Source organism: Streptomyces sp. NPDC043854 (genome assembly GCF_056436005.1).
Genome location: NZ_JBWKDK010000044.1, coordinates 1 through 19495 on the forward strand (window position 1 = coordinate 1; position 19495 = coordinate 19495).

Consider the following 19495-nt stretch of genomic DNA (forward strand, 5'->3'; position numbering starts at 1 on the left):
GGGAAGGGCGAGAAAGGGAAGACCCCCAAGAAGACAACTTTAAAGGGACGTGGGCCCCTCCCCTGAAAACGGGGGGGCCGCCCCCCCCCCCCCCCCCCCCCCCCCCCCCCCCCCCCCCCCCCCCGGTGGCGCGGTGCTCAGGCGCGGACCAGGGCGAGGACCTCGTCGCGGACCCGGGCGAGGGTCTCGGGGTCGCGGGCTTCGACGTTGAGGCGCAGCAGCGGCTCGGTGTTGGAGGCGCGCAGGTTGAACCACCAGTCGGCGGAGGTGGCGGTGAGGCCGTCCAGCTCGTCGAGGGTGACGCCGTCGGCGGTGCCGTAGGCGGCCTTGACGGCGGCGATGCGGGCCGCCTGGTCGGCGACGGTGGAGTTGATCTCGCCGGAGCCGGCGTAGCGGTTGTAGGAGGCGACGAGGGCGGAGAGGGGGCCCTCCTGGCCGCCCAGGGCGGCGAGGACGTGGAGCGCGGCGAGCATGCCGGTGTCGGCGTTCCAGAAGTCCTTGAAGTAGTAGTGCGCGGAGTGCTCGCCGCCGAAGATGGCGCCGGCCCTGGCCATCTCCTCCTTGATGAAGGAGTGGCCGACGCGGGTGCGGACGGGGGTGCCGCCGTTCTCGCGGACCACCTCGGGGACGGACCAGGAGGTGATCAGGTTGTGGATCACGGTGCCGGTGCCGCCGTTGCGGGCGAGCTCGCGGGCCGCGACGAGCGCGGTGATCGCGGACGGGGAGACGCCCTCGCCGCGCTCGTCGACGACGAAGCAGCGGTCGGCGTCGCCGTCGAAGGCGAGGCCGAGGTCGGCGCTCTCGGCGCGCACGCGGGCCTGGAGGTCGACGATGTTCTTCGGGTCGAGGGGGTTGGCCTCGTGGTTCGGGAAGGTGCCGTCGAGCTCGAAGTACATCGGTACGAGCTCCAGCGGCAGGCCGTCGAAGACGGTCGGGACGGTGTGGCCGCCCATGCCGTTGCCCGCGTCCACGACGACCTTCAGGGGGCGGATCCCGCCGAGGTCGACGAGCGACTTGAGGTGTTCGGCGTAGCCGAGGAGGGTGTCCTGTTCGGTGACGGTGCCGGGGGTGGTGCCCTCGGGAGCCGCGGGGAGGCCTTCGTCGGACCACGTCTCGACGAGCTCCCGGATGGCCGCCAGGCCGGTGTCCCGGCCGACGGGGGCGGCGCCGGCACGGCAGAGCTTGATGCCGTTGTACCGGGCCGGGTTGTGGGAGGCGGTGAACATCGCGCCGGGCAGGTCGAGCTTGCCGGAGGCGTAGTAGAGCTGGTCGGTGGAGCACAGCCCGATCAGGGTGACGTCGGTGCCGCGGGCGGCGGCGCCGCGCGCGAAGGCCGCCGACAGGCCGGGCGAGGAGGGCCGCATGTCGTGGCCGACGACGATCGCGGTGGCGCCGGTGACCTCGACGAAGGCGGCACCGAACAGCTCGGCCAGCGATTCGTCCCACTCGTCGGGCACGACGCCGCGTACGTCGTACGCCTTGACGATGTTCGAGAAATCTGCGGCCACTGCCTGCCCTCCTGAAAGGTCCTGTGCGGTGGGCCCAACCTACCGTGAGGGAGATCGGCCGAACGGGCCGCGGTGCTCACGGAACGCCGTCGCACGCGGACGCCGTCGGGGCGGCTGCCGTCAGGAGTCGGGGGAGCGCAGCACGCGCAGGTGCCCGCGGCGGGTCTCCCCGCCGGACCCCGGGCCGCCCTGGGCGGGTCCCCGGCCGGCCTCGGCGGCGCGTTCCTGGGGGCGGGCGGCCTCGCGGACGGCGTTGGCCAGCGCTTCGAGGTCGTCGCCGCTCGGACGGGACGGGCCCGACCCGTCGGTCAGGCGTACGACGTCCCAGCCGCGGGGCGCGGTCAGGCGCTCGGAGTGCTCGGCGCACAGGTCGTAACAGTGGGGTTCGGCATACGTGGCGAGCGGGCCGAGAACTGCGGTCGAGTCGGCGTAGACGTACGTCAGGGTCGCGACGGCAGGGCGGCCGCACGCGGTGCGCGAACAGCGACGTACAAGGCTCACGACGTTGGACGGTACCGCACTCTTGACCGGGCCGCGACGACTCTCCCGCCGGTCACTCCCCCGTGTCGCCTCCGCGCCGGGGCCCGGCGGGCCCCGAAACGCCCCGGTCGGGGCCCGTTTCGGGGCTACGCTGCGGGGGTGACCGACAGCCCTGTGCCGCCCCGCGCACCGCATCCCGCTGAACCCCCTGCCGAGCCGCGCGTCCGTCGCCGCGACCGGCACGGTCGGGGGATGCGCGGTCCGGTGGCCCCGCCCCAGGTGCCGCTGGCCGCGAGCCGGGCCGAGCTCTTCGCCGACCTCGTGCGGGAGTCGGTCGAGCGGCTGGAGCGGCGCTGGCCGCAGCTGGCGGACGTGGAGTTCCTGGTCGCGGACGTGCCGGGGCCGCCGGGCGGGCCGGACGCCGGCTGGAACGACGAGGCGGTGCCGCTGGGCGCGCTGTCGGAGCCGTCGGGCCCGGGGCGGCCGGCGCGGATCATGGTGTTCCGGCGGCCGGTGGAGATCCGGTCGAAGACGCGGGACGACCGGGCGATGCTGGTGCACGAGGTCGTGGTGGAGCAGGTGGCGGAGCTGCTGGGGCTGTCCCCCGAGACGGTGGACCCGCGGTACGGCCAGGACTGACGCCGGGACCGGCGCCCCGCTGCCGCACCGCACTCGGCGGACAACCCCCGATCAGCCGCGTCACCAACCCTGCGGGTCGATGCAGCTAGCGGTTGAGCACCGACAGGTCCTGCACGGCCTTGGGCACCGGGACCATCCCGCGGTCGTCGGACAGGGTCTGGACGGTGAACATCACGATGCCCTCGTGGGGCAGCGTCAGGGTGCGGGCCGCGTGGACGGGGCCGCCGGAGAGGGTCTCGACCGTCAGCGCGTAGGCGCCCTTCGCCCCGCCCGGGGCCAGGGAGACGGTCTGCGTGGTGCCCGCCTTGACGGTGACCTCCTTCGAGGCCGGCTCGCCCGCCTCGGTCCCCGGCGAGGCCGTGACCTTCACCTTCGCATCGGCCCCGACCGCGGTCAGCGACAGCACGGTCGCGTTCTCGTCGGCCCGGTCGTCGGCGACGGTGGCCCGCGCCCCCACCGGCCCGGCGGCCGGTACGAAGGCCAGCTCCTGCTTGGCGCCGCTGCCGCGGACCACGCGCAGCGCCGCGACCACCGGTACGGCCTTCTTCGGGTCGGCCGGGGCCAGCAGCAGCGAGCCCGCCTCACCGCGGGTGACGTCCTTGAGGTCGATGCTCGCCGTCATGCCGGCCTTGACGTGCAGCTGCTCGTTGCCGGCCGGGCTGATCGAGCCGTTCGGGCCGGCCAGCCTCACGGTGAGGTCGGCGTCCTCCTCACCGGGTGCGAAGGCGATCAGCTTCACGGAGGCGGCGTCCGCCGGGATCCCGGGCAGCACCTGCGCCGGGGCCGGATCGGCGGAGGCCGGCAGCCAGTCCGCCCCGACGCCCTCCTCGCCGGCCTGGAGCGAGGCGCCGACGCGGCCGGCGCGGGTGGTCGCGTGGACGGTGACGTCGGCGAGCTCCTTGCCGGGGGCGAGGGAGGCCAGCGAGACCGCCTTGGTGGAGCGGGGGTCGATGCGGATGTTCTCGCTGACCCCGGTCTCGTCCTTGACCGCGCCGTCGGGGCCGAACAGCTTGATGTCGATCACGGCCGCGGTGTCGTCCGGGTTGGTGAGGTGCACGTAGTCCTCGCGCCCCTTGGCGGTGCTCGCGCCGGGGAACCAGAAGTCGGTGCCGGGGGCGGTGCAGCCGACGCCGAGCAGGCCGCGGAACCGGCCCGCCGAGACCTTGGTGGTCTGCTGCGCCGTCCAGCCGGGGGCGAGGATGCCGTCGGCGGTGCCGGCCAGGCCGGGGGCCTCGGCGCCGGAGGCGGCCGCCCCGGCCGGCTTGCCGCGCTCCTTCAGCTCCAGGACGGGCTTGGCCTCCTTGGTGGCGCCGAGCAGGCGCGCCGAGCCCTTGCCGCCGCCGGCCGCGCCGGGGGTGATCGCCGTGTACGTGGTCTCGGCGATGTCGGAGGAGCTGGGCGCCGGGCAGACCAGCGCGGACCGCTCGACCGGCATACGGGCCGCGGCCGTCTTGTGGCCGTCGGCGGCCGGGGCCGCGGGTGCGGTGAGGTGGGCGAGGCCGGCGAAGGCGGCGAGGGCCGCGGCGGCGGCCGCCAGCGTCAGGGGTGCGCGCTGCTTCACTGCTGGTGGCTCCCGTCGGGACGCTGGCCGTGCTGTCCGTAGGCGTCGTACGGCTGCTGCTCGTACGGGTGCGGGTACGGCTGGGTGTGGGGCTGTTGTGGCTGTTGGGGCTGCTGGGGGTAGGTCGAGTGGGGGTCGTAGCCCTGGGGGTCGTAGCCCTGCCCGGGGTCGTAGCCCTGCCCGGGGTACGGGTACTGCTCGTAGTCCGCAGCCTGGGCGGGTACGTACGGCTGCTGCGGCGGGGCCGGCTGCCCGTAGGCGTAGCCCTGGTCGCCGTGACCCTGGCTGCCGTACGACTGGTCGCCGTACGACTGGTCGTCGTACGCCTGGTAGGCGTAGCTCTCCTCCCCGTACACGGGCTGGGCGGGGATCCCTGCGTACGGGTCTGCGACGGCTCCGGCGGGCTCGGCGGCGGCTGCCGGGGCGCCGGCCCCGTCGGACTCGGCGCGCAGTCGGCGGGCGCGGCGGCCCTCGCCGGACTCGCCGGGGGCAGGACGGTCGGCGGCGGCGTCCTCGTCCGGCAGGTCGTCGTCCAGGCTCACCCGGCGGCCGGGCAGGGCCATCACGAGCAGCAGCAGGGCGAGCGCGCCCTGGGCCCAGTGCCAGGCGGTCCGGGGGAAGGAGTCCTCGTGGACGAGGTCGAGGCGGCCGCCGGCGGCGGGCAGTTCGAAGCCCTGGGCCCAGCCGTCGAGGGTCTTCGCCGTGAGCGGCTTGCCGTCGAGGGTGGCCCGCCAGCCGGGGGCGGCGCGGTCGGCGATGCGCAGGACGCGGCCCGCCTCGCCCGCCGGGATCCTGGTGTGGGCCTCGACGGGGCCGGAGGCCACCGGGATGGGGGCCTCGCCCGGCTTGCCGGAGACGATGACGGCGCGGGCGACCTGGCGGTCCACCCGCCACAGGGCGCTGCCGTCCAGCTGGCTGAGCCGGCTCAGGCCGGGGGTGGTGTCGAGGACCTTGCGCATCTGCTGCGGGGCGCCGTCGCGGACCAGGACGTAGCGGATGCCGTACCCGCTGAGCTGGTCGCTCTGGTCGGCGCCGGAGCCGGCGACGAGGCTGGAGACGACCTTGTCGAGGGCGGGGGTGCTGCCGGCCGCGGCGGCGAGTTCGGCGTCGCCGAGGCTGCCGCCGGAGCCGCGTACGAGGGTGTAGGAGACGGTGGCGGGCGAGGTGCCGCCGAGGACGAGGGTGCGGGCCTGGTCGCGGGTGCCGCCCTCCTCGGCGACGAAGGCGGGGACCTGGACCGGGTTGCGCCGCTCCAGCGGGCCGGCGGCGCCGGAGACCATCCAGCCGGCCGCGCCGAGGAGCGGGCCGGCGGCGGCCGCGAGGGCGATCAGGGCGGCTGCGGGCTGGCGCCAGCCGAAGTTGCTGGCGGCGACGCGCTCCTTGGCCCCGTCCGCGCCGACGGCGGCGGCGGCGATCAGGGCGAGCCCGTACACGAGGACGGCTGGGCCGGCCCAGCCGGTCCGGTTGAGGAGGACGGCGAGGGCCAGGGCGGCCAGGGCGGCGACCCAGGCGGCGCGGACGGCGAGGCGCCGCTCCGCGCGCAGCAGGGCGGCGAGGACGATGCCGAGGAGCAGCAGGCCGCCGGCGGTGCGGGGGCCGCCGGGGCTGAGGCCGAGGAGGTCCAGGGCGGTGGCCCGGCCGGCGGCGCCGGGCAGGCCGGCCTCGTCCAGGAGGCGGCCCGGGTGCAGGAGCAGGCCCAGGGACCAGGGGGCGAGGACGAGGAGCGGGACGCCGAGGGCGGCGAGCAGCCGCAGCCCGTACGCCTTCCACTCGGCGCGGCGCCGGACCACCGCGGCGGTGCCGAGGAGGGCGGCCAGCGGCCAGGCGACGGGGGTGAAGGCGGTGGCGAGGGTCAGCAGGAGGGTGTACGTCCACACCGCGCGCCGTCCGCCGCGCTGCTCGGGGGCCGGGGCGCCGGCGGCGCCCGGGCCGGCCGCGGGGTCGGCGAGGCCGAAGGCGGAGACGGCGGAGCGGGCGATGAGCGGCAGCAGGATCGCGAGGACGGCGGTGCCGAGGCGGCCGCCGGCGAGGGCGCCGGTGACGGCGGGCAGGAAGGCGTAGGCGACGGCGGCCCAGGCGCGCAGCAGCCGGGAGTCGACGAGCGGCCGGGAGGCGAAGTAGGCGGTGAGTCCGGCGAGCGGGACCGAGCAGACGAGCAGCAGGGTCAGGGCGGCGTCGGTGGAGCCGAGGAGCAGGGTGGAGAGGGCTCCGAGGACGGCGAGGTAGGGGGGTGCGCCGGCGGTGGATCCGGTGCCGACGGGCTGCCAGTCGCGGGTGTAGCGGTGCCAGAGGTCGAGGCCGCTGTCGGGGGCGGGCAGCAGGGCGCCGCCCATGAGGGAGCCGCTGCCGAGGAGACCGCGGCAGGCGAGGACGGAGACCAGCAGGAGGAGGGCGAAGAGGACGGGCGCGGGGTTGCGGGCGATCCGTTTCAGGCGCGCGAACTGTTCGACGTGGAGGTAGTCGGCGTCCTCGCCGCCGGGGCCGGACTCGACGGCTCCGCCGTGCCGGCCGGCGGCGGCGCCGTCGGTGTCGCGGCCGCTGCCGAGGTATCCGGCGAGCTGTTCGGCGCCGGCCCGTACGGTGGCGCCGGGCGGCGGGAACAGGGGGCGCAGTTCCTTGGCGGGGACGGCGGGGCGGCCGCGCCGGCGGCGGGCGCCGATGATGCGGCCGGGGCGGAGCAAGGTGGCGAGGAGGCCGGTGAACTCGTCGACGGCCTGGCCGGGGGCCTTGCCGACGAGGTAGGCGAGGGTGCGCAGCACCGTGCCGGTGAGCAGGCGCAGCAGGACGTACGGCAGGGCCCGGCCGGAGCTGTTGGCGAGCATCGTGTAGACGGCGCCGGCCTTGTCGACGCGGTGCGGGCTGACGGCGCTGCGGCCGGCGCAGTCGACGGTGCGGCGCTCGCGGGCGGCGGCCTCGGCGTGCCGCAGGACGGCGTCGGGGGCGACGAGGACGGTGTGGCCGGCGCTCTGGGCGCGCCAGCACAGGTCGGTGTCGTCGCGCATGAGGGGCAGGCGGCGGTCGAAGCCGCCGAGGGCGTCGTAGACGTCGCGGCGTACGAGCATGCCGGCGGTGGAGACGGACAGGACGTGGCGGACCTGGTCGTGCTGTCCCTGGTCCTGTTCGCGGCGGTCGAGGCCGGTCCAGCGGCGGCCGCTGCGGGCGATGGTGACCCCGGCTTCGAGGAGCTGCTTGTTGTCGTACCAGCCGCGCAGCTTGGGGCCGATGACGGCGGCGTCGGGGTTCTCCTCGGCGACGCGCAGCAGTTCCGTGAGGGCGTCGGGCTCGGGGGCACTGTCGTCGTGGAGCAGCCAGAGCCACTGGACGGGTTCGCCGTGGGGGAGTTCGGGGAGGTCGTAGGTGTCGTCGCGCCAGGTGCGGCTGACGGGGTCCCAGCCGCTGGGGCGCTTGAGGTAGGGGAGGTCCTCGGGGGTGAGGGTGCCGGCGCTGCGGGCGGCCTCGTCGACGGCGGCGCCGAATCCGGTGCGGCGGGCGAGGTGGAGGACGCGGTCGTCGCCGAGGGCCTCGGCGAGCAGGCGGGCGGAGTCGTCGGCGCTGCCGGTGTCGGCGGCGACGTGGTTCTGGGCGGGGCGTTCCTGGCCGAGGAGCCCGGCGAGCGTCTTGGGGAGCCAGCGCGCCCCGTCGTGCGCGACGAGGACCGCGGTGACGATGTGCCGGGGGAATTGGGGGGTGGCGTCAGCCTGGTAGGAGGCCGTCGACTGGCTGTGCAGGGACATCGCTCTACTGGCCCTCCGGCCTGGGGGTCCCCCCGGGCGGCCGGGAGGAGGGTCCGGGGGTGGTGTGCCCTCGGAGGCTGCTGGACAGCGCCCCACACTAACGGCTGGGAACACGCCGGTCCGCCTCCTGCGGGGAAGGTGCAGGAGGCGGACCGTGTGGTGTGTCTGTGGAGTTGTTTTCCGTACGGCGGGAGGGGTCAGACGGCGGCCTTTTTCAGGCGGCGGCGCTCACGCTCGGACAGGCCGCCCCAGATGCCGAACCGCTCGTCGTTGGCGAGGGCGTACTCAAGGCATTCGGAGCGGACCTCGCAGGCGAGGCAGACCTTCTTGGCCTCGCGGGTGGAGCCGCCCTTCTCGGGAAAGAAGGACTCGGGGTCGGTCTGAGCGCACAGGGCGCGCTCCTGCCATCCGAGCTCTTCGTCCGCTTCCTCGACCAGCAGTTCCTGAAACAGCTCGGTCATGTGCGCCCCTCGCTCTGTATGTGCATCCCCGTGGTGGCGTCGTCACTCATCGCTACGTAACGACACGAGTGAAATTACAAGTGGGGGGCTCCAGCCCAGTCAAGCTGGGATCTGCTATTGGGGCCCTTATTCACTCTGCGGAACCAAGGCTATGCAGAAAGTGATCAAATCGCCAAAAATCGTGACACATGCCACTGGCGTCCGACTGCGCCCACTTCACCCGCAATCGACGCGACACCCTGCGGACCGGTTGCAATCCGGCCAAGGAAGCGGCGCAGATCACATTCCGATCACGAGTTGGCATCGCACGTTTGAACGGGGTGGAAGCGGGACTTGGAGCGCCATCTCCCCGGCCGCGAGGTGCACAAACCTTTCTCCGGCCGCGTTAACCGGATCAGATGAACCTTTTCCATCAAACCGGTCATTGGGTTGACAGTCCGACTCTGCACCGGGTCTCCTTGTCCCCATGTCAGCGACCGCAGCCGCCAACCGGACCCCCGTTCGTGGGTTCCTGCGTGCTGCCCAGGTCTGCTGTTGCTGTTGCAGCTGTTGATGCCTTCGGAGCCCCGGCTCCCCTGAGCTCAGGCCACCCCCACAGCAACCGCCGGCACCCCTGACATCTCTCGAGGACCCCGCAATGCGCAGCACCGCACCCACTGCTTCCGTTTCCGCCTCCGCTTCCGCTGCTTCCGTTTCCGCCGTTCCTGCTCCCGCCGCTCCCGCTTCCGCCGCTTCTGTCTCGACGGCCGCGCCGGCCGCCGACCGCCCCGCGGTCACGGAGAGCGACCTCCAGATCGCCGGCGACATCCTCGCCGTCCAGCACCTCCTCCAGCCCGCCCGCGAACACCCCGCCACCGTCGCCGAGTTCGCCGGCCTCGCCCGCTCCATCGCCGAGGACCGCGCGAGCTGGCAGCACCTCGTCCGCTACGACGCCACCACCCGCTGGTACCACCGCCTGCGCACCGGCCCCGGCTACGAGGTGTGGCTCCTCAGCTGGGTCCCCGGCCAGGGCAGCGGCCGCCACGACCACGGCGCCTCCTCCGGCGTCCTGACCGTCCTCGACGGCGCGCTCACCGAGCACAGCACCCGCGGCGCGCTCACCCTCCGGGCCGGCGCCCAGCGCGTCTTCGCCCCCGGCTACGCCCACGAGGTCGTCAACGACAGCCTCGACGGAGCGGTCAGCCTGCACGTCTACTTCCCCGGCCTGACCGAGATGCCCATGCACAACTGCTCCCCCGCCCGGCCCGAGGCCCTCTCCGTCTGAGCGGCCGCGCCTGACGGTCCCGCCCGTCGCCCGACCACCACCCCTCAGGGGGCGGCCTGCGGCTGACAGACTGTCTGCATGCGCATTGTTGTTCTGGCCGGCGGCATCGGCGGCGCCCGTTTCCTCCGCGGACTGAAGTCGGCGGTCCCCGACGCGGACATCACGGTCATCGGCAACACCGGTGACGACATCCACCTGTTCGGGCTCAAGGTGTGCCCCGACCTCGACACGGTCATGTACACCCTCGGCGGCGGCATCAACGAGGAGCAGGGCTGGGGCCGCGCCGACGAGTCCTTCACCGTCAAGGAGGAACTCGCCGCCTACGGGGTCGGACCCTCCTGGTTCGGCCTCGGAGACCGCGACTTCGCCACCCACATCGTCCGCACCCAGATGATCAGCGCCGGCTACCCGCTGAGCGCCGTCACCGAAGCCCTCTGCGACCGCTGGCAGCCCGGCGTCCGGCTGCTGCCCATGTCCGACGACCGCGTCGAAACCCATGTCGCCGTCACCGACGCCGGCACCGGCGAGCGCCGCGTCATCCACTTCCAGGAGTACTGGGTCCGGCTGCGCGCCTCCGTCGACGCCGAGGCCGTCGTACCCGTCGGCGCCGAACAGGCCAAGCCGGCGCCCGGCGTGCTCGAAGCCGTCGCCGCCGCCGACGTGATCCTCTTCCCGCCGTCCAACCCGGTGGTCTCCGTCGGCACGATCCTCGCCGTGCCCGGCATCCGCGAGGCCGTCGCCGCCGCCGCGGCGCCCGTCGTCGGCCTCTCCCCCATCGTCGGCGGCGCCCCCGTCCGCGGCATGGCCGACAAGGTGCTGGCCGCCGTCGGTGTCGAGGCCACCGCCGCCGCCGTCGCCCGCCACTACGGCGCTGACCTCCTCGACGGCTGGCTCGTCGACACCGCGGACGCGGACGCCGTCGCCGAGGTGGAAGCCGCCGGGATCGCCTGCCGGGCCGTGCCGCTCATGATGACCGACCTCGACGCGACCGCCGAGATGGCCCGCGCCGCACTCGCCCTGGCGGAGGCCTCCCGGTGAGCCTGCCCCCGCCTTCGGCCGCGCCCTCGCCCTCGGCCGCGCCGTCGTACGAGGTGTGGGCCGTCGCCGGGATACCGGAGGTCCGGCCCGGCGACGACCTGGCCCGGCTCGTCGCGGACGCGGCGCCCGGACTCCGGAACGGCGACGTCCTCCTCGTCACCTCGAAGATCGTCTCCAAGGCGGAGGGCCGCATCGTCCGGGCCGACTCCCGCGAGGAGGCCATAGACGCCGAGACCGTACGGGTCGTCGCGCGCCGCGGCCCGCTGCGGATCGTCGAGAACCGGCAGGGCCTGGTCATGGCCGCCGCAGGCGTCGACGCCTCCAACACCGAGCCCGGCACCGTCCTGCTGCTGCCCGAGGACCCCGACGCCTCCGCCGCCGCCATCCGCGCGGGGCTGCGGGAGCTGCTCTCCGTCGACGTGGGCGTCATCGTCACCGACACCTTCGGGCGGCCCTGGCGGGCCGGACTGACCGACGTGGCGATCGGCGCCGCCGGCGTACGCGTCCTCGACGACCTGCGCGGCGGCACCGACGCACACGGCAACCCGCTCAGCGCGACCGTCGTCGCCACCGCCGACGAACTCGCCGCCGCCGGCGACCTCGTCAAGGGCAAGGCCGCCGGGCTGCCGGTGGCCGTCGTCCGCGGGCTCGGGCACGTGCTCGGCGACGGCGCCACCGCCGCCCGGCTGATACGGCCCGCCGCCGACGACATGTTCCGCCTCGGCACCTCCGAAGCGGTACGGGAAGCGGTGACGCAACGCCGCACGGTACGGGCCTTCACCGCCGAGCCGGTGGACCCCGCCGCGGTCCGGCGGGCGGTCGCGGCCGCCGTGACCGCCCCGGCACCGCACCACACGACGCCGTGGCGGTTCGTCCTGCTGGAATCCGAGACGGCACGGCGCGAGCTGCTCGACGCGATGCGGGACGCCTGGATCGAAGACCTGCGGCGCGACGGCAAGACCGAGGAATCCATCGCCAAGCGGATCCGGCGCGGGGAGGTGCTGCGGAACGCGCCGTACCTGGCGGTGCCGTGCATGGTGATGGACGGCGCACACGCGTACGGGCACGCCCGGCGGGACGCCGCCGAGCGGGAGATGTTCGTCGTGGCGACCGGCGCCGGCGTGCAGAACTTCCTGGTCGCGCTGGCCGGGGAGCGGCTGGGATCGGCGTGGGTGTCGTCGACGATGTTCTGCCGGGATGTGGTGCGCAAGGTGCTGGGCCTGCCGGAGGACTGGGAGCCGATGGGTGCCGTCGCCATCGGGCATCCGGCGGAGGCGCCGCGCGAGCGGGTGGCTCGGCCCGCGGACCACTTCATCACGGTCCGCTGACCCACCCCGGCCCGGCGGGCCGCCGGCCCCGCCTGCGTGGCACGCGCCCGCCAGCCTGCCGGCCGCGAGTGGCTGAGCGCGCAGTTCCCCGCGCCCCTGGGCGCCCCGCCCGCACGGCACACGGGTGCGGCTCCGGGCCGTAGGCCCGGGGGGTGGGTGAGTGCCCGGGTCAGAGGTGGGCGATGTCGTTGCGGTACATCCTGGGGGCGCGGCGGGGTGGGGTGCGGCCGGCCAGGAGGATCAAGCGGGCCGCGCGGTGGCGCTGGCCCGCGTACGGGGCGAGCAGTTCGAGCATGGCGGCGTCGTCGGCGTCCCGGTCGCCCACGAGGGCGTAGCCGATGATGCCGGGCAGGTGCAGGTCGCCGGTGGTGACGGCGTCCGGGTCGCCGTTGCTGCGCTGGAGGGTCTCGGCGGAGGTCCACGGGCCGATCCCGGGGACGGCCTCCAGCCGGGCCGCGGCCCGCCCCGGCGGCATGGCGGCGGCCTCCTCCATCCGGGCCGCCACCCGGACCGCCCGGACGATGGTCCCGGAGCGCTTGCCGTCGACCCCGGCCCGGTGCCAGTCCCAGGACGGGATCAGCGCCCAGGTCCGGACGTCCGGCATGACGTACATGTCCACGCCCTGGGGGCCGGGCGCGGGCTCCCCGTACCGGCGCACCAGGCGGCGCCAGGAGCGGTAGGCCTCGTCGCTGGTGACCTTCTGCTCCAGGACGGTCGGGATCAGCGACTCCAGGACCAGCCCGGTGCGGGTCAGGCGCAGGCCGGGGCGGCTGCGGTGGCTGGCGTGCACCAGGCGGTGGCGGGGGACGAAGACGGACGGGTCGTCGTCGGCCCCGAGGAGTGCGGGCAGGCCATCGAGGATCCACTCGGCGCCGGCGCCCCAGGCCTCGGCGTGGACCGTGCCGGTGGTGCGGTCTGCGGCGACCCGCAGCGTGGCGGGGCCGAGCGGGGTGCGGCTGGCGCGCCAGACGGAGCCGTCGGCGGTGACGCGGAAGGTGGGGTCGTGGGGGCCGCGGCGCAGCGGGCCGAGCGTGAGGCCCAGGTCCACGGGTGCCTCGGGCGCCCACACCCGGCTCAGGGCACCGGCCCCGGCCGGGATCCCGTCGCGCGCGGGCACGCCGGTTCGGCCGCCGCGCACGGCGGCACGGGTCAGGGGATCGAAGCGGCCGGCCATGGCATGAGCGTATCCCCGCCGCCGGGACTCCCCGCGGGCCGCCGGTGGTCGCCCGCGCAGTTCCCCGCGCCCCTGGGTGCCCCGCCCCACGCGGCACGTCCGGGTGCGGCCCTCGGCTGCGGGCCGTGCGGTGGGCGGGCGCGCAGTTCCCCGCGCCCCTGGGGCATCGCCTCCCGCCGCACCGGCCTTGCAGGCGCGGGCACGTTCCCCGGGGTGCATGCCTCAGGCTTCCGACGCCGCACCGCACGGGACGCTCCCCAGGGGCGCGGGGAACTGCGCGGGCAACCACCCGCGGTCCGCGGCCGAAGACCTCGCCCAGGGGGCACCGCCCAGGGGCGCGGGGAACTGCGCGCCCGGCCACCCGCGGTCCGCGGCCGAGCAGCGCGGCCGGAGTGCGCACACCGGGCTCCACCCCCGCGTCGTGTCAGGCGGTATTCCCGGGGCGCGGGAAACGCGCGGGCATGTGCCCGCGGGCCGCGGCCCGGCGGCGCGGCCGGGGTGCGGGGCCGTCGTTGCGGCGGGCCCGCGGGGGAGGGGCGGTCAGCGGCCCTGGAGTTTGGCCGAGGCCGTGCGGGCCGGGGGAAGCTGGCCGTACAGCAGCTTGCCCGGGCATTCCGTGGCGAAGCCGTCCCGGTGGCCGGAGATCACGTTCATCTTCACGCTGCTGCCCTTGGCGTACAGGTTCCCGCCGCCCGACGTCAGCGTGATCGACGACCGGGGGTCCCGGTTGAACAGCCCCAGCTTCCAGGCCGTGAGCGCGGCCACCGAGTTCACCGCTGCCGCCGACGGGGCGGTGCTCGTGAACGTGCCGAGCACCGCGATGCCCATGCTGTCGGTGTTGAAGCCCATGGTGTGCGCGCCGAGCACCGCCTTGGCGACTCCGCCCGCCCGGCCTTCGTACACGGTGCCGCACTTGTCGATGGCGAAGTTGTAGCCGAAGTCCCGCCAGCCGGCGCTGACCACGTGGTAGCGGTACAGGCTGCGCAGCAGCGCGGGGACGTCCTTGCAGGCGTAGTTGTTGCCGGAGGCGGAGTGGTGGACGAAGGCGACCTTGACCGTGTTCGTGTACACGAACGCCTTCTCGCGCAGCGATTCGTCCGCGCCCCAGCCCAGCCGGGTGACGATGCGCGGGCGCGGGCCGATGTACGGGGTGCTGCCGACTGCGCTGTCGTCGGCGAGGACGGCGTCGGCGATGGAGTCCTCGCGGTTGAGGGCGGTGATCTCCTTTGCGCCGAGCGGGGCCAGCGGGACGTTGGCGGAGGAGGCCTCGGCCGTCTCCATCGACATGTCGGGGAGGGTGACGGCGTCGCCCTTGTCCTCTTGGCCCGGGGCGCCGCCGCCCGTACCACCCGTTCCGTCCGTACCGTCCGTTCCGTCCGTACCGTCCGTACCGTCCGGGGTTCCGTCCGTACCGTCCGGGCCGCCCGTGCCGTTCTTGCCGTTCCCGGCGGGCGGCGGGTGGGCCGCGCCCGGGTCGACGAGTTCGATCCGCAGGCCCGAGGGGAGGCGGGAGGCGGCCACCGAGCGGGTGGCCGCGGCGGCCGGGGTGCCCGGTTCCGCCTGGACGCGGACTTCGATGCCGTCGGATTCGCCGACCCACAGCGGGGCGGTGCTGCCGCGGACCCGGCCGGTGCCCCGTTCGAGCGCTTCGGGGTCGGGGGCGTGCTCGCTGTTGCGGGTCTCGACGTCCTGCCAGTCGGACCAGGTCCCGGTGCGCGCGGAGCGGGTACGGACCTGGACGTGGCCGAAGAGCTGGGTGTCGGCGTCGTCCCAGACGACGCCGACCATCGAGAACCTGCTGACCTCGCGTGCGGCCAGGCCCCGGGCTTCGGGCAGGCGCGGGGGGGTGCTCATGCCGGGGACGCCGGGCGAGCGGTCGGCCGCGGGCCCGAGCGGGACGAGCGGCAGGGACTGGGTGGAGCCGGCGGGGGCCGCGGGAGCCGCGGGGGACGACTCGGCCAGGGCCGGGGTGGACAGGGCGAGCGGCAGGGCGAGGGCGGCGGCGCTCGCGACGCCGACCGCGGAAGCAAGGAATCCACGCATGCAAGCGATGCTGAGTACACGCACCGCGGACCGCCACCGCAGAACTGACGGCCCGTCTGTTCGCCGCGGGGTGCGGCTCCCCCGGACGGGTGAGCCGCGGGCCGCCGTACGGGCGAGGGGCCCCCGCGTACGCTGGGGCCGTGAACGCATCTGACCGCACCCCTGCCGACCTGCTGCGATCCGCGCTCGCCGCCGATCCGGGCCGCCCGCTCGTCACCTTCTACGACGACGCCACGGGCGAACGCGTGGAACTGTCCGTCGCCACCTTCGCCAATTGGGTGGCCAAGACCGCCAATCTGCTCCAGGGAGACCTCGGCGCCGAGCCCGGCGACCGGCTCGCCCTGCTGCTGCCGGCGCACTGGCAGAGCGCCGTGTGGCTGCTCGCGTGTGCCTCGGTCGGGGTGGTCGCCGAGGTGGGCGGGGACCCGGCCGACGCCGATCTGGTGGTGAGCGGCCCCGACACCCTGGAGGAGGCGGCCGCCTGTTCGGGCGAGCGGGTCGCGCTCGCCCTGCGGCCGCTGGGCGGGCGGTTCCCGCAGCCGCCCGCCGGGTTCGCGGACTACGCGGTGGAGGTGCCGGGGCAGGGTGACCGGTTCGCCCCGTTCGTCCCGGTCGACCCGGAGGGGCCGGGGCTGGTCGTCGGCGGCGAAGAGTTGTCGTACACCGGGATCGTGGGGCGGGCGCGAGAGGACGCGGCGAAGCTCGGCCTGGGCCCGGGGTCGCGGCTGCTGTCCGGGCTCGGCTACGACACCTGGGAGGGGCTGTCGACGGGGCTGTTCGCGGCCCTGGCGGCGGGCGGGTCCGTGGTGCTGTGCCGCAACCTCGACCTGCTGTCGGCGGAGGGCCTGGCGCAGCGCACCGAGGCCGAGCGGGTCACCCACACCGTGCGGTGAACGCCGTGCGGTGAGCGTGCCGCCGATCTTTCACCCGTTCGGGTCTGGACAGGGGGCCGCCCCCGGGCCGCCTCCCGGCCCCGGGGGCAGGATCGGCTCAGGCCGTGCGTACACCCGTACGGCCTCCTGCCCACGCGGTGAGGGACGGTACGCGAGTGACGGACAGCGCAGGCATACCCGACGCCACCGAGGCGGCGGGAGGCTCCCCGGAGCCTCCGCGCGGCCGTCGGCGCCGGCTGCTGCGCTGGGCCGGGGTCGGGGCCTCCCTGCTGGTGCTGGCCGGGGCGGGCACGGGCTGGTGGCTGTACCGCGAGCTCGACGCGAACATCACCGAGGACACCTCGGCGGCGTCCGAGCTGGAGCGCTTCGAGCGGGAGCGTCCGACGCCCATCGCGGGCGGCTCCCGGAACATCCTGCTGATCGGCTCCGACTCGCGCTCGGGCTCGGACAACTCCCGCTACGGGCGCGACGGGGGCACCGAGCGCTCGGACACCGTGATCCTGCTGCACCTGCCCGCGGACCGGCGGAGTGCGACGGCGGTCTCGATCCCCCGGGACCTGATGGCGGACGTCCCGAGCTGCCTGAGGCCGGACGGCAGCCGTACCGCGGAGCAGTTCGCGCAGTTCAACTGGGCGTTCCAGTGGGGTGGGGCCGCCTGCACGATCCGTACGGTGGAGAAGCTGACGGGGATCCGGGTCGACCACCACATGGTGGTGGATTTCGGCGGGTTCAAGAAGATGGTCGACGCGGTCGGCGGCGTGGAGGTGTGCCTCAAGCAGCCGGTGCACGATCCCGAGGCCCGGCTCCGGCTCCCGGCGGGCCGGCAGACCCTGCGGGGGGAACAGGCGCTCGGCTTCGTGCGCGCCCGCTACGGCCTGGGCGACGGCAGCGACACCGAACGGATGGAGCGCCAGCAGCAGTTCCTCGGCGCGCTGGTGAAGAAGGTGCAGAGCAATGGGGTGTTGCTGAACCCGGGCCGGCTGTACCCGCTGCTGGACGCGGCGACCTCCTCGGTGACCACCGACCCGGGGCTGGCGTCGCTGCGCGGGCTGTACGAACTCGTCCGGGGTGTTCGGGACATACCGACCGACCAGGTGAAGTTCCTGACAGTGCCGCGCCGTCCGTACGCAGCCGACCCGAACCGGGACGAACTCATACAGCCGGACGCGGCCCGGCTGTTCCAGCGGCTGCGCGCGGACCAGCCGCTGACGGTGGCCCCGTCGGTGGGGGCGGACGCCGCGGACGGCCGGGAGCCGGGCGCCGCACGGGCCGGGTCCGGCAGCGCCGAGCCGTCTCCGGCCGGAACCGGTACGGCGTCCACGCCCGTCCCCACCTTCACGGGCACCACCGCGGGGATGGCCGACTGCCGGTAAAGCAATGCCAAAAGCCGGTGTACGAAGCGAAGGGCTTGGGGGGTTTGCCCCGTTATGAGAGCAGTGGAGTTTGTCACCACCATGGTTCGAAGCCGACTGGGGCGGATAGGGTGAGCGATCCGGTGCCCTGGCCAGCAAAGAGGCCGTGCACCAGCAGCCGGATCGTTGACCGGGCGTCTTGGGGGAGGCGCGTCGCGAGGCACCGACGGAGGATTTGAGCAACCGTGGATGCGCAGAGCCGTGGGCGTGCGGAGGAAATCGACCCCGCAGACCAGTGGGTGCTCAACCCCCGCACCGGCAATTACGAACTGCAACTGGACCGCAGCGCTCCGCAAGGGCAGCGCTCCGTGACCTCCCCCCGCAGGTCGGCCGGCTCCCGCTCCGGGGCACCGGCCTCCCCCAAGAAGCCCTCGTCCCCGTCGACCCCGGCCTCCCCGTCCCCGGCGGTCCCCGGGCCGCGACGCGGCGAGACCCCGCCCGGCCGGCGCACCGGCCGAACCCGCAAGGGCGGCTCGGGCAGCAACCGCCGCAGACGGCTCTTGGTCGTCACCGGCGGCACCCTCGCCTTCCTGCTGGTAGGCGGCTCACTCGGGGGGTACCTGTACTACAACCACCTGAACGGCAACCTGAAGGTCACCGACGTCGGCGACGCGGGCACGGGCGGTTTCAAGAAGGACCAGCCCATCAACATCCTCGTCATCGGCACTGACAAGCGCTCCGGCGCCGGCAACGAGGGCTACGGCGACGCGGGCAGCCCCGGCCACGCCGACACCACGATCCTCTTCCACGTCTCGAAGGACCGCAGCAACGCCACGGCGCTGTCCATCCCCCGGGACCTGATCACGAACATCCCGGCCTGCCCCACCAAGCAGCCCGACGGGACGATGAAGACGATCCCGGCCCAGAAGGCCACCCGCTTCAACACCAGCCTCGGCCAGGAGGGCCGCGACCCGGGCTGCACGATGCGCACGGTCAAGGAGCTCACCGGGATCACCGTCGACCACTTCATGATGGTCGACTTCAACGCGGTGAAGGTGCTGAGCAGTGCGGTCGGCGGGGTGCCCGTCTGCCTGGAGAAGGCCGTCGACGACGAGGACTCCAAGCTGAAGCTGGGCCCCGGCGAGCACCGGCTCCAGGGCGAGCAGGCCCTGGCCTTCGTACGGACCCGGCACGCCTTCGGCAACGAGAGCGACCTCGACCGCATCAAGACGCAGCAGCAGTTCCTGAGTTCGATGCTGCGCGAGATGAAGTCGAAGGAGACCCTGACCAGCCCGAAGAAGTTCTTCTCCCTCGCCGAGGCGGCCACCAAGTCGCTGACCGTGGACTCGGGCATAGGGTCCATCGACAAACTCACCAACCTCGCCGGTGAGTTGAAGGACATGAACCTCAAGAACGTCACCTTCACCACCCTGCCGGTGCTCGACAACCCGGCCGAGAAGGTGAAGGCCACCGTCGTCCTCAACAACGCGCTGGCCGACCCCCTGCTCCAGATGATCCGGGGGGACGTCTCGCTCACCGAGGTCGAGAAGAAGGAACAGGCCGCCAAGGACGCGGCCGACGCCGAGACCAGGGCCAAGCAGGACGCGCTCATGCAGGGCCCGCGCGCCGCGGCGAAGGACGTACGGGTGGACATCTACAACGGCGGCGGGCCCGCGGGCTCGGCCTCCGCCACCCTGGCCTGGCTCCAGAACAGCAAGGGCGTCGCCAAGGCGAGCAACCTCGGCAATGCGCCCGCCAAGCTGGACGCCACACAGCTGGAGTTCGCCCCGAACCAGGCGGACCAGGCGCGGGCACTGGCGGACATGATGGGCCTGCCGGCCTCGGCTCTGAAGGTGGGCACGGCGGACGCCGGGCCCCGGACACCGATGAAGCTCACGCTCGGCGCGGACTTCAAGGGGGCGGGGATCTCGATGACGGCGCCTCAGAAGGCGCCCGAGGACATCCAGCGCGTCGAGGCCGACAAGGCCGTCTGCGCCAAGTAGCCGGCCGTCCGGCTCGG

The 19495-nt window shown here is 74.4% G+C and carries 14 protein-coding genes; 7 read left to right on the forward strand and 7 right to left on the reverse strand.

Annotated elements, in window-relative coordinates; genetic code table 11:
• Positions 1-137: 137 nt before the first annotated feature.
• Together AC068A_RS29370 and AC068A_RS29375 are read right to left on the reverse strand one after the other, a co-directional pair.
• Entirely contained in the window at positions 138-1508 is a 1371-nt protein-coding gene (locus tag AC068A_RS29370; protein ID WP_478589283.1) for a phosphomannomutase/phosphoglucomutase, read from the reverse strand.
• 120 nt (positions 1509-1628) lie between these two features.
• Positions 1629-2009 (reverse strand): DUF3499 domain-containing protein, encoded by a 381-nt coding sequence (locus tag AC068A_RS29375; RefSeq protein ID WP_478589284.1) that lies wholly within the window; start codon positions 2007-2009, stop codon positions 1629-1631.
• A 138-nt stretch (positions 2010-2147) separates the two neighbouring features.
• Between AC068A_RS29375 and AC068A_RS29380 the strand changes: the two genes are divergently transcribed.
• Positions 2148-2627: a metallopeptidase family protein gene (locus AC068A_RS29380; RefSeq protein ID WP_478589285.1), complete on the forward strand. Its 480-nt coding sequence runs from the start codon at positions 2148-2150 to the stop codon at positions 2625-2627.
• Between the two features lie 85 nt (positions 2628-2712).
• Here the strand turns inward: AC068A_RS29380 and AC068A_RS29385 are convergent, their stop codons facing one another.
• The 3 genes from AC068A_RS29385 to AC068A_RS29395 all read right to left on the reverse strand — a co-directional run bounded on the left by AC068A_RS29385 (position 2713) and on the right by AC068A_RS29395 (position 8383).
• Positions 2713-4188: a DUF5719 family protein gene (locus AC068A_RS29385; RefSeq protein WP_478589286.1), complete on the reverse strand. Its 1476-nt coding sequence runs from the start codon at positions 4186-4188 to the stop codon at positions 2713-2715.
• On the reverse strand, positions 4185-7922 hold the full coding sequence (locus tag AC068A_RS29390; RefSeq protein ID WP_478589287.1) for a glycosyltransferase family 2 protein: 3738 nt from the start codon (positions 7920-7922) through the stop codon (positions 4185-4187). The genes AC068A_RS29385 and AC068A_RS29390 overlap by 4 nt, the downstream gene beginning before the upstream one ends.
• A gap of 197 nt (positions 7923-8119) precedes the next feature.
• The gene (locus AC068A_RS29395) at positions 8120-8383 is read right to left on the reverse strand and encodes a WhiB family transcriptional regulator (RefSeq protein WP_003983763.1); all 264 of its coding nucleotides are present in this window, start codon (positions 8381-8383) and stop codon (positions 8120-8122) included.
• A gap of 637 nt (positions 8384-9020) precedes the next feature.
• Here AC068A_RS29395 and AC068A_RS29400 point away from each other — a divergent pair.
• The 3 genes from AC068A_RS29400 to AC068A_RS29410 all read left to right on the forward strand — a co-directional run bounded on the left by AC068A_RS29400 (position 9021) and on the right by AC068A_RS29410 (position 12013).
• On the forward strand, positions 9021-9647 hold the full coding sequence (locus AC068A_RS29400; RefSeq protein WP_478589288.1) for a cysteine dioxygenase: 627 nt from the start codon (positions 9021-9023) through the stop codon (positions 9645-9647).
• Positions 9648-9725: 78 nt separating this feature from the next.
• On the forward strand, positions 9726-10685 hold the full coding sequence (gene cofD, locus AC068A_RS29405; RefSeq protein WP_478589289.1) for a 2-phospho-L-lactate transferase: 960 nt from the start codon (positions 9726-9728) through the stop codon (positions 10683-10685).
• Positions 10682-12013 (forward strand): coenzyme F420-0:L-glutamate ligase, encoded by a 1332-nt coding sequence (locus AC068A_RS29410; RefSeq protein ID WP_478589290.1) that lies wholly within the window; start codon positions 10682-10684, stop codon positions 12011-12013. The genes cofD and AC068A_RS29410 overlap by 4 nt, the downstream gene beginning before the upstream one ends.
• Positions 12014-12182: 169 nt before the next feature.
• Here the strand turns inward: AC068A_RS29410 and AC068A_RS29415 are convergent, their stop codons facing one another.
• Both AC068A_RS29415 and AC068A_RS29420 read right to left on the reverse strand, forming a co-directional pair.
• Positions 12183-13187: a DNA-3-methyladenine glycosylase family protein gene (locus tag AC068A_RS29415; RefSeq protein WP_478589291.1), complete on the reverse strand. Its 1005-nt coding sequence runs from the start codon at positions 13185-13187 to the stop codon at positions 12183-12185.
• 540 nt (positions 13188-13727) lie between these two features.
• Positions 13728-15230, reverse strand: a complete 1503-nt coding sequence (locus AC068A_RS29420; protein WP_478589292.1) for a peptidoglycan recognition protein family protein — start codon at positions 15228-15230, stop codon at positions 13728-13730.
• Positions 15231-15370: 140 nt separating this feature from the next.
• Between AC068A_RS29420 and AC068A_RS29425 the strand changes: the two genes are divergently transcribed.
• The 3 genes from AC068A_RS29425 (at position 15371) to AC068A_RS29435 (ending at position 19478) form a co-directional block, all read left to right on the forward strand.
• Complete coding sequence (locus tag AC068A_RS29425) at positions 15371-16123, forward strand: TIGR03089 family protein (RefSeq protein WP_478589293.1); 753 nt, start codon at positions 15371-15373, stop codon at positions 16121-16123.
• A 155-nt stretch (positions 16124-16278) separates the two neighbouring features.
• A complete protein-coding gene (locus tag AC068A_RS29430; protein WP_478589294.1) occupies positions 16279-17496 on the forward strand; it encodes an LCP family protein in 1218 nt (405 codons plus the stop codon).
• Between the two features lie 224 nt (positions 17497-17720).
• Positions 17721-19478, forward strand: a complete 1758-nt coding sequence (locus AC068A_RS29435; RefSeq protein WP_478589295.1) for an LCP family protein — start codon at positions 17721-17723, stop codon at positions 19476-19478.
• Positions 19479-19495 lie beyond the last annotated feature (17 nt).

Excerpts from the sequence above, each read along its gene's own strand:
- AC068A_RS29390 (WP_478589287.1), bottom strand. The coding sequence starts at position 7,922 with ATGTCCCTGCACAGCCAGTCGACGGCCTCCTACCAGGCTGACGCCACC.
- AC068A_RS29395 (WP_003983763.1), bottom strand. The coding sequence starts at position 8,383 with ATGACCGAGCTGTTTCAGGAACTGCTGGTCGAGGAAGCGGACGAAGAG.
- AC068A_RS29400 (WP_478589288.1), top strand. The coding sequence starts at position 9,021 with ATGCGCAGCACCGCACCCACTGCTTCCGTTTCCGCCTCCGCTTCCGCT.
- cofD (WP_478589289.1), top strand. The coding sequence starts at position 9,726 with ATGCGCATTGTTGTTCTGGCCGGCGGCATCGGCGGCGCCCGTTTCCTC.
- AC068A_RS29415 (WP_478589291.1), bottom strand. The coding sequence starts at position 13,187 with ATGGCCGGCCGCTTCGATCCCCTGACCCGTGCCGCCGTGCGCGGCGGC.
- AC068A_RS29420 (WP_478589292.1), bottom strand. The coding sequence starts at position 15,230 with ATGCGTGGATTCCTTGCTTCCGCGGTCGGCGTCGCGAGCGCCGCCGCC.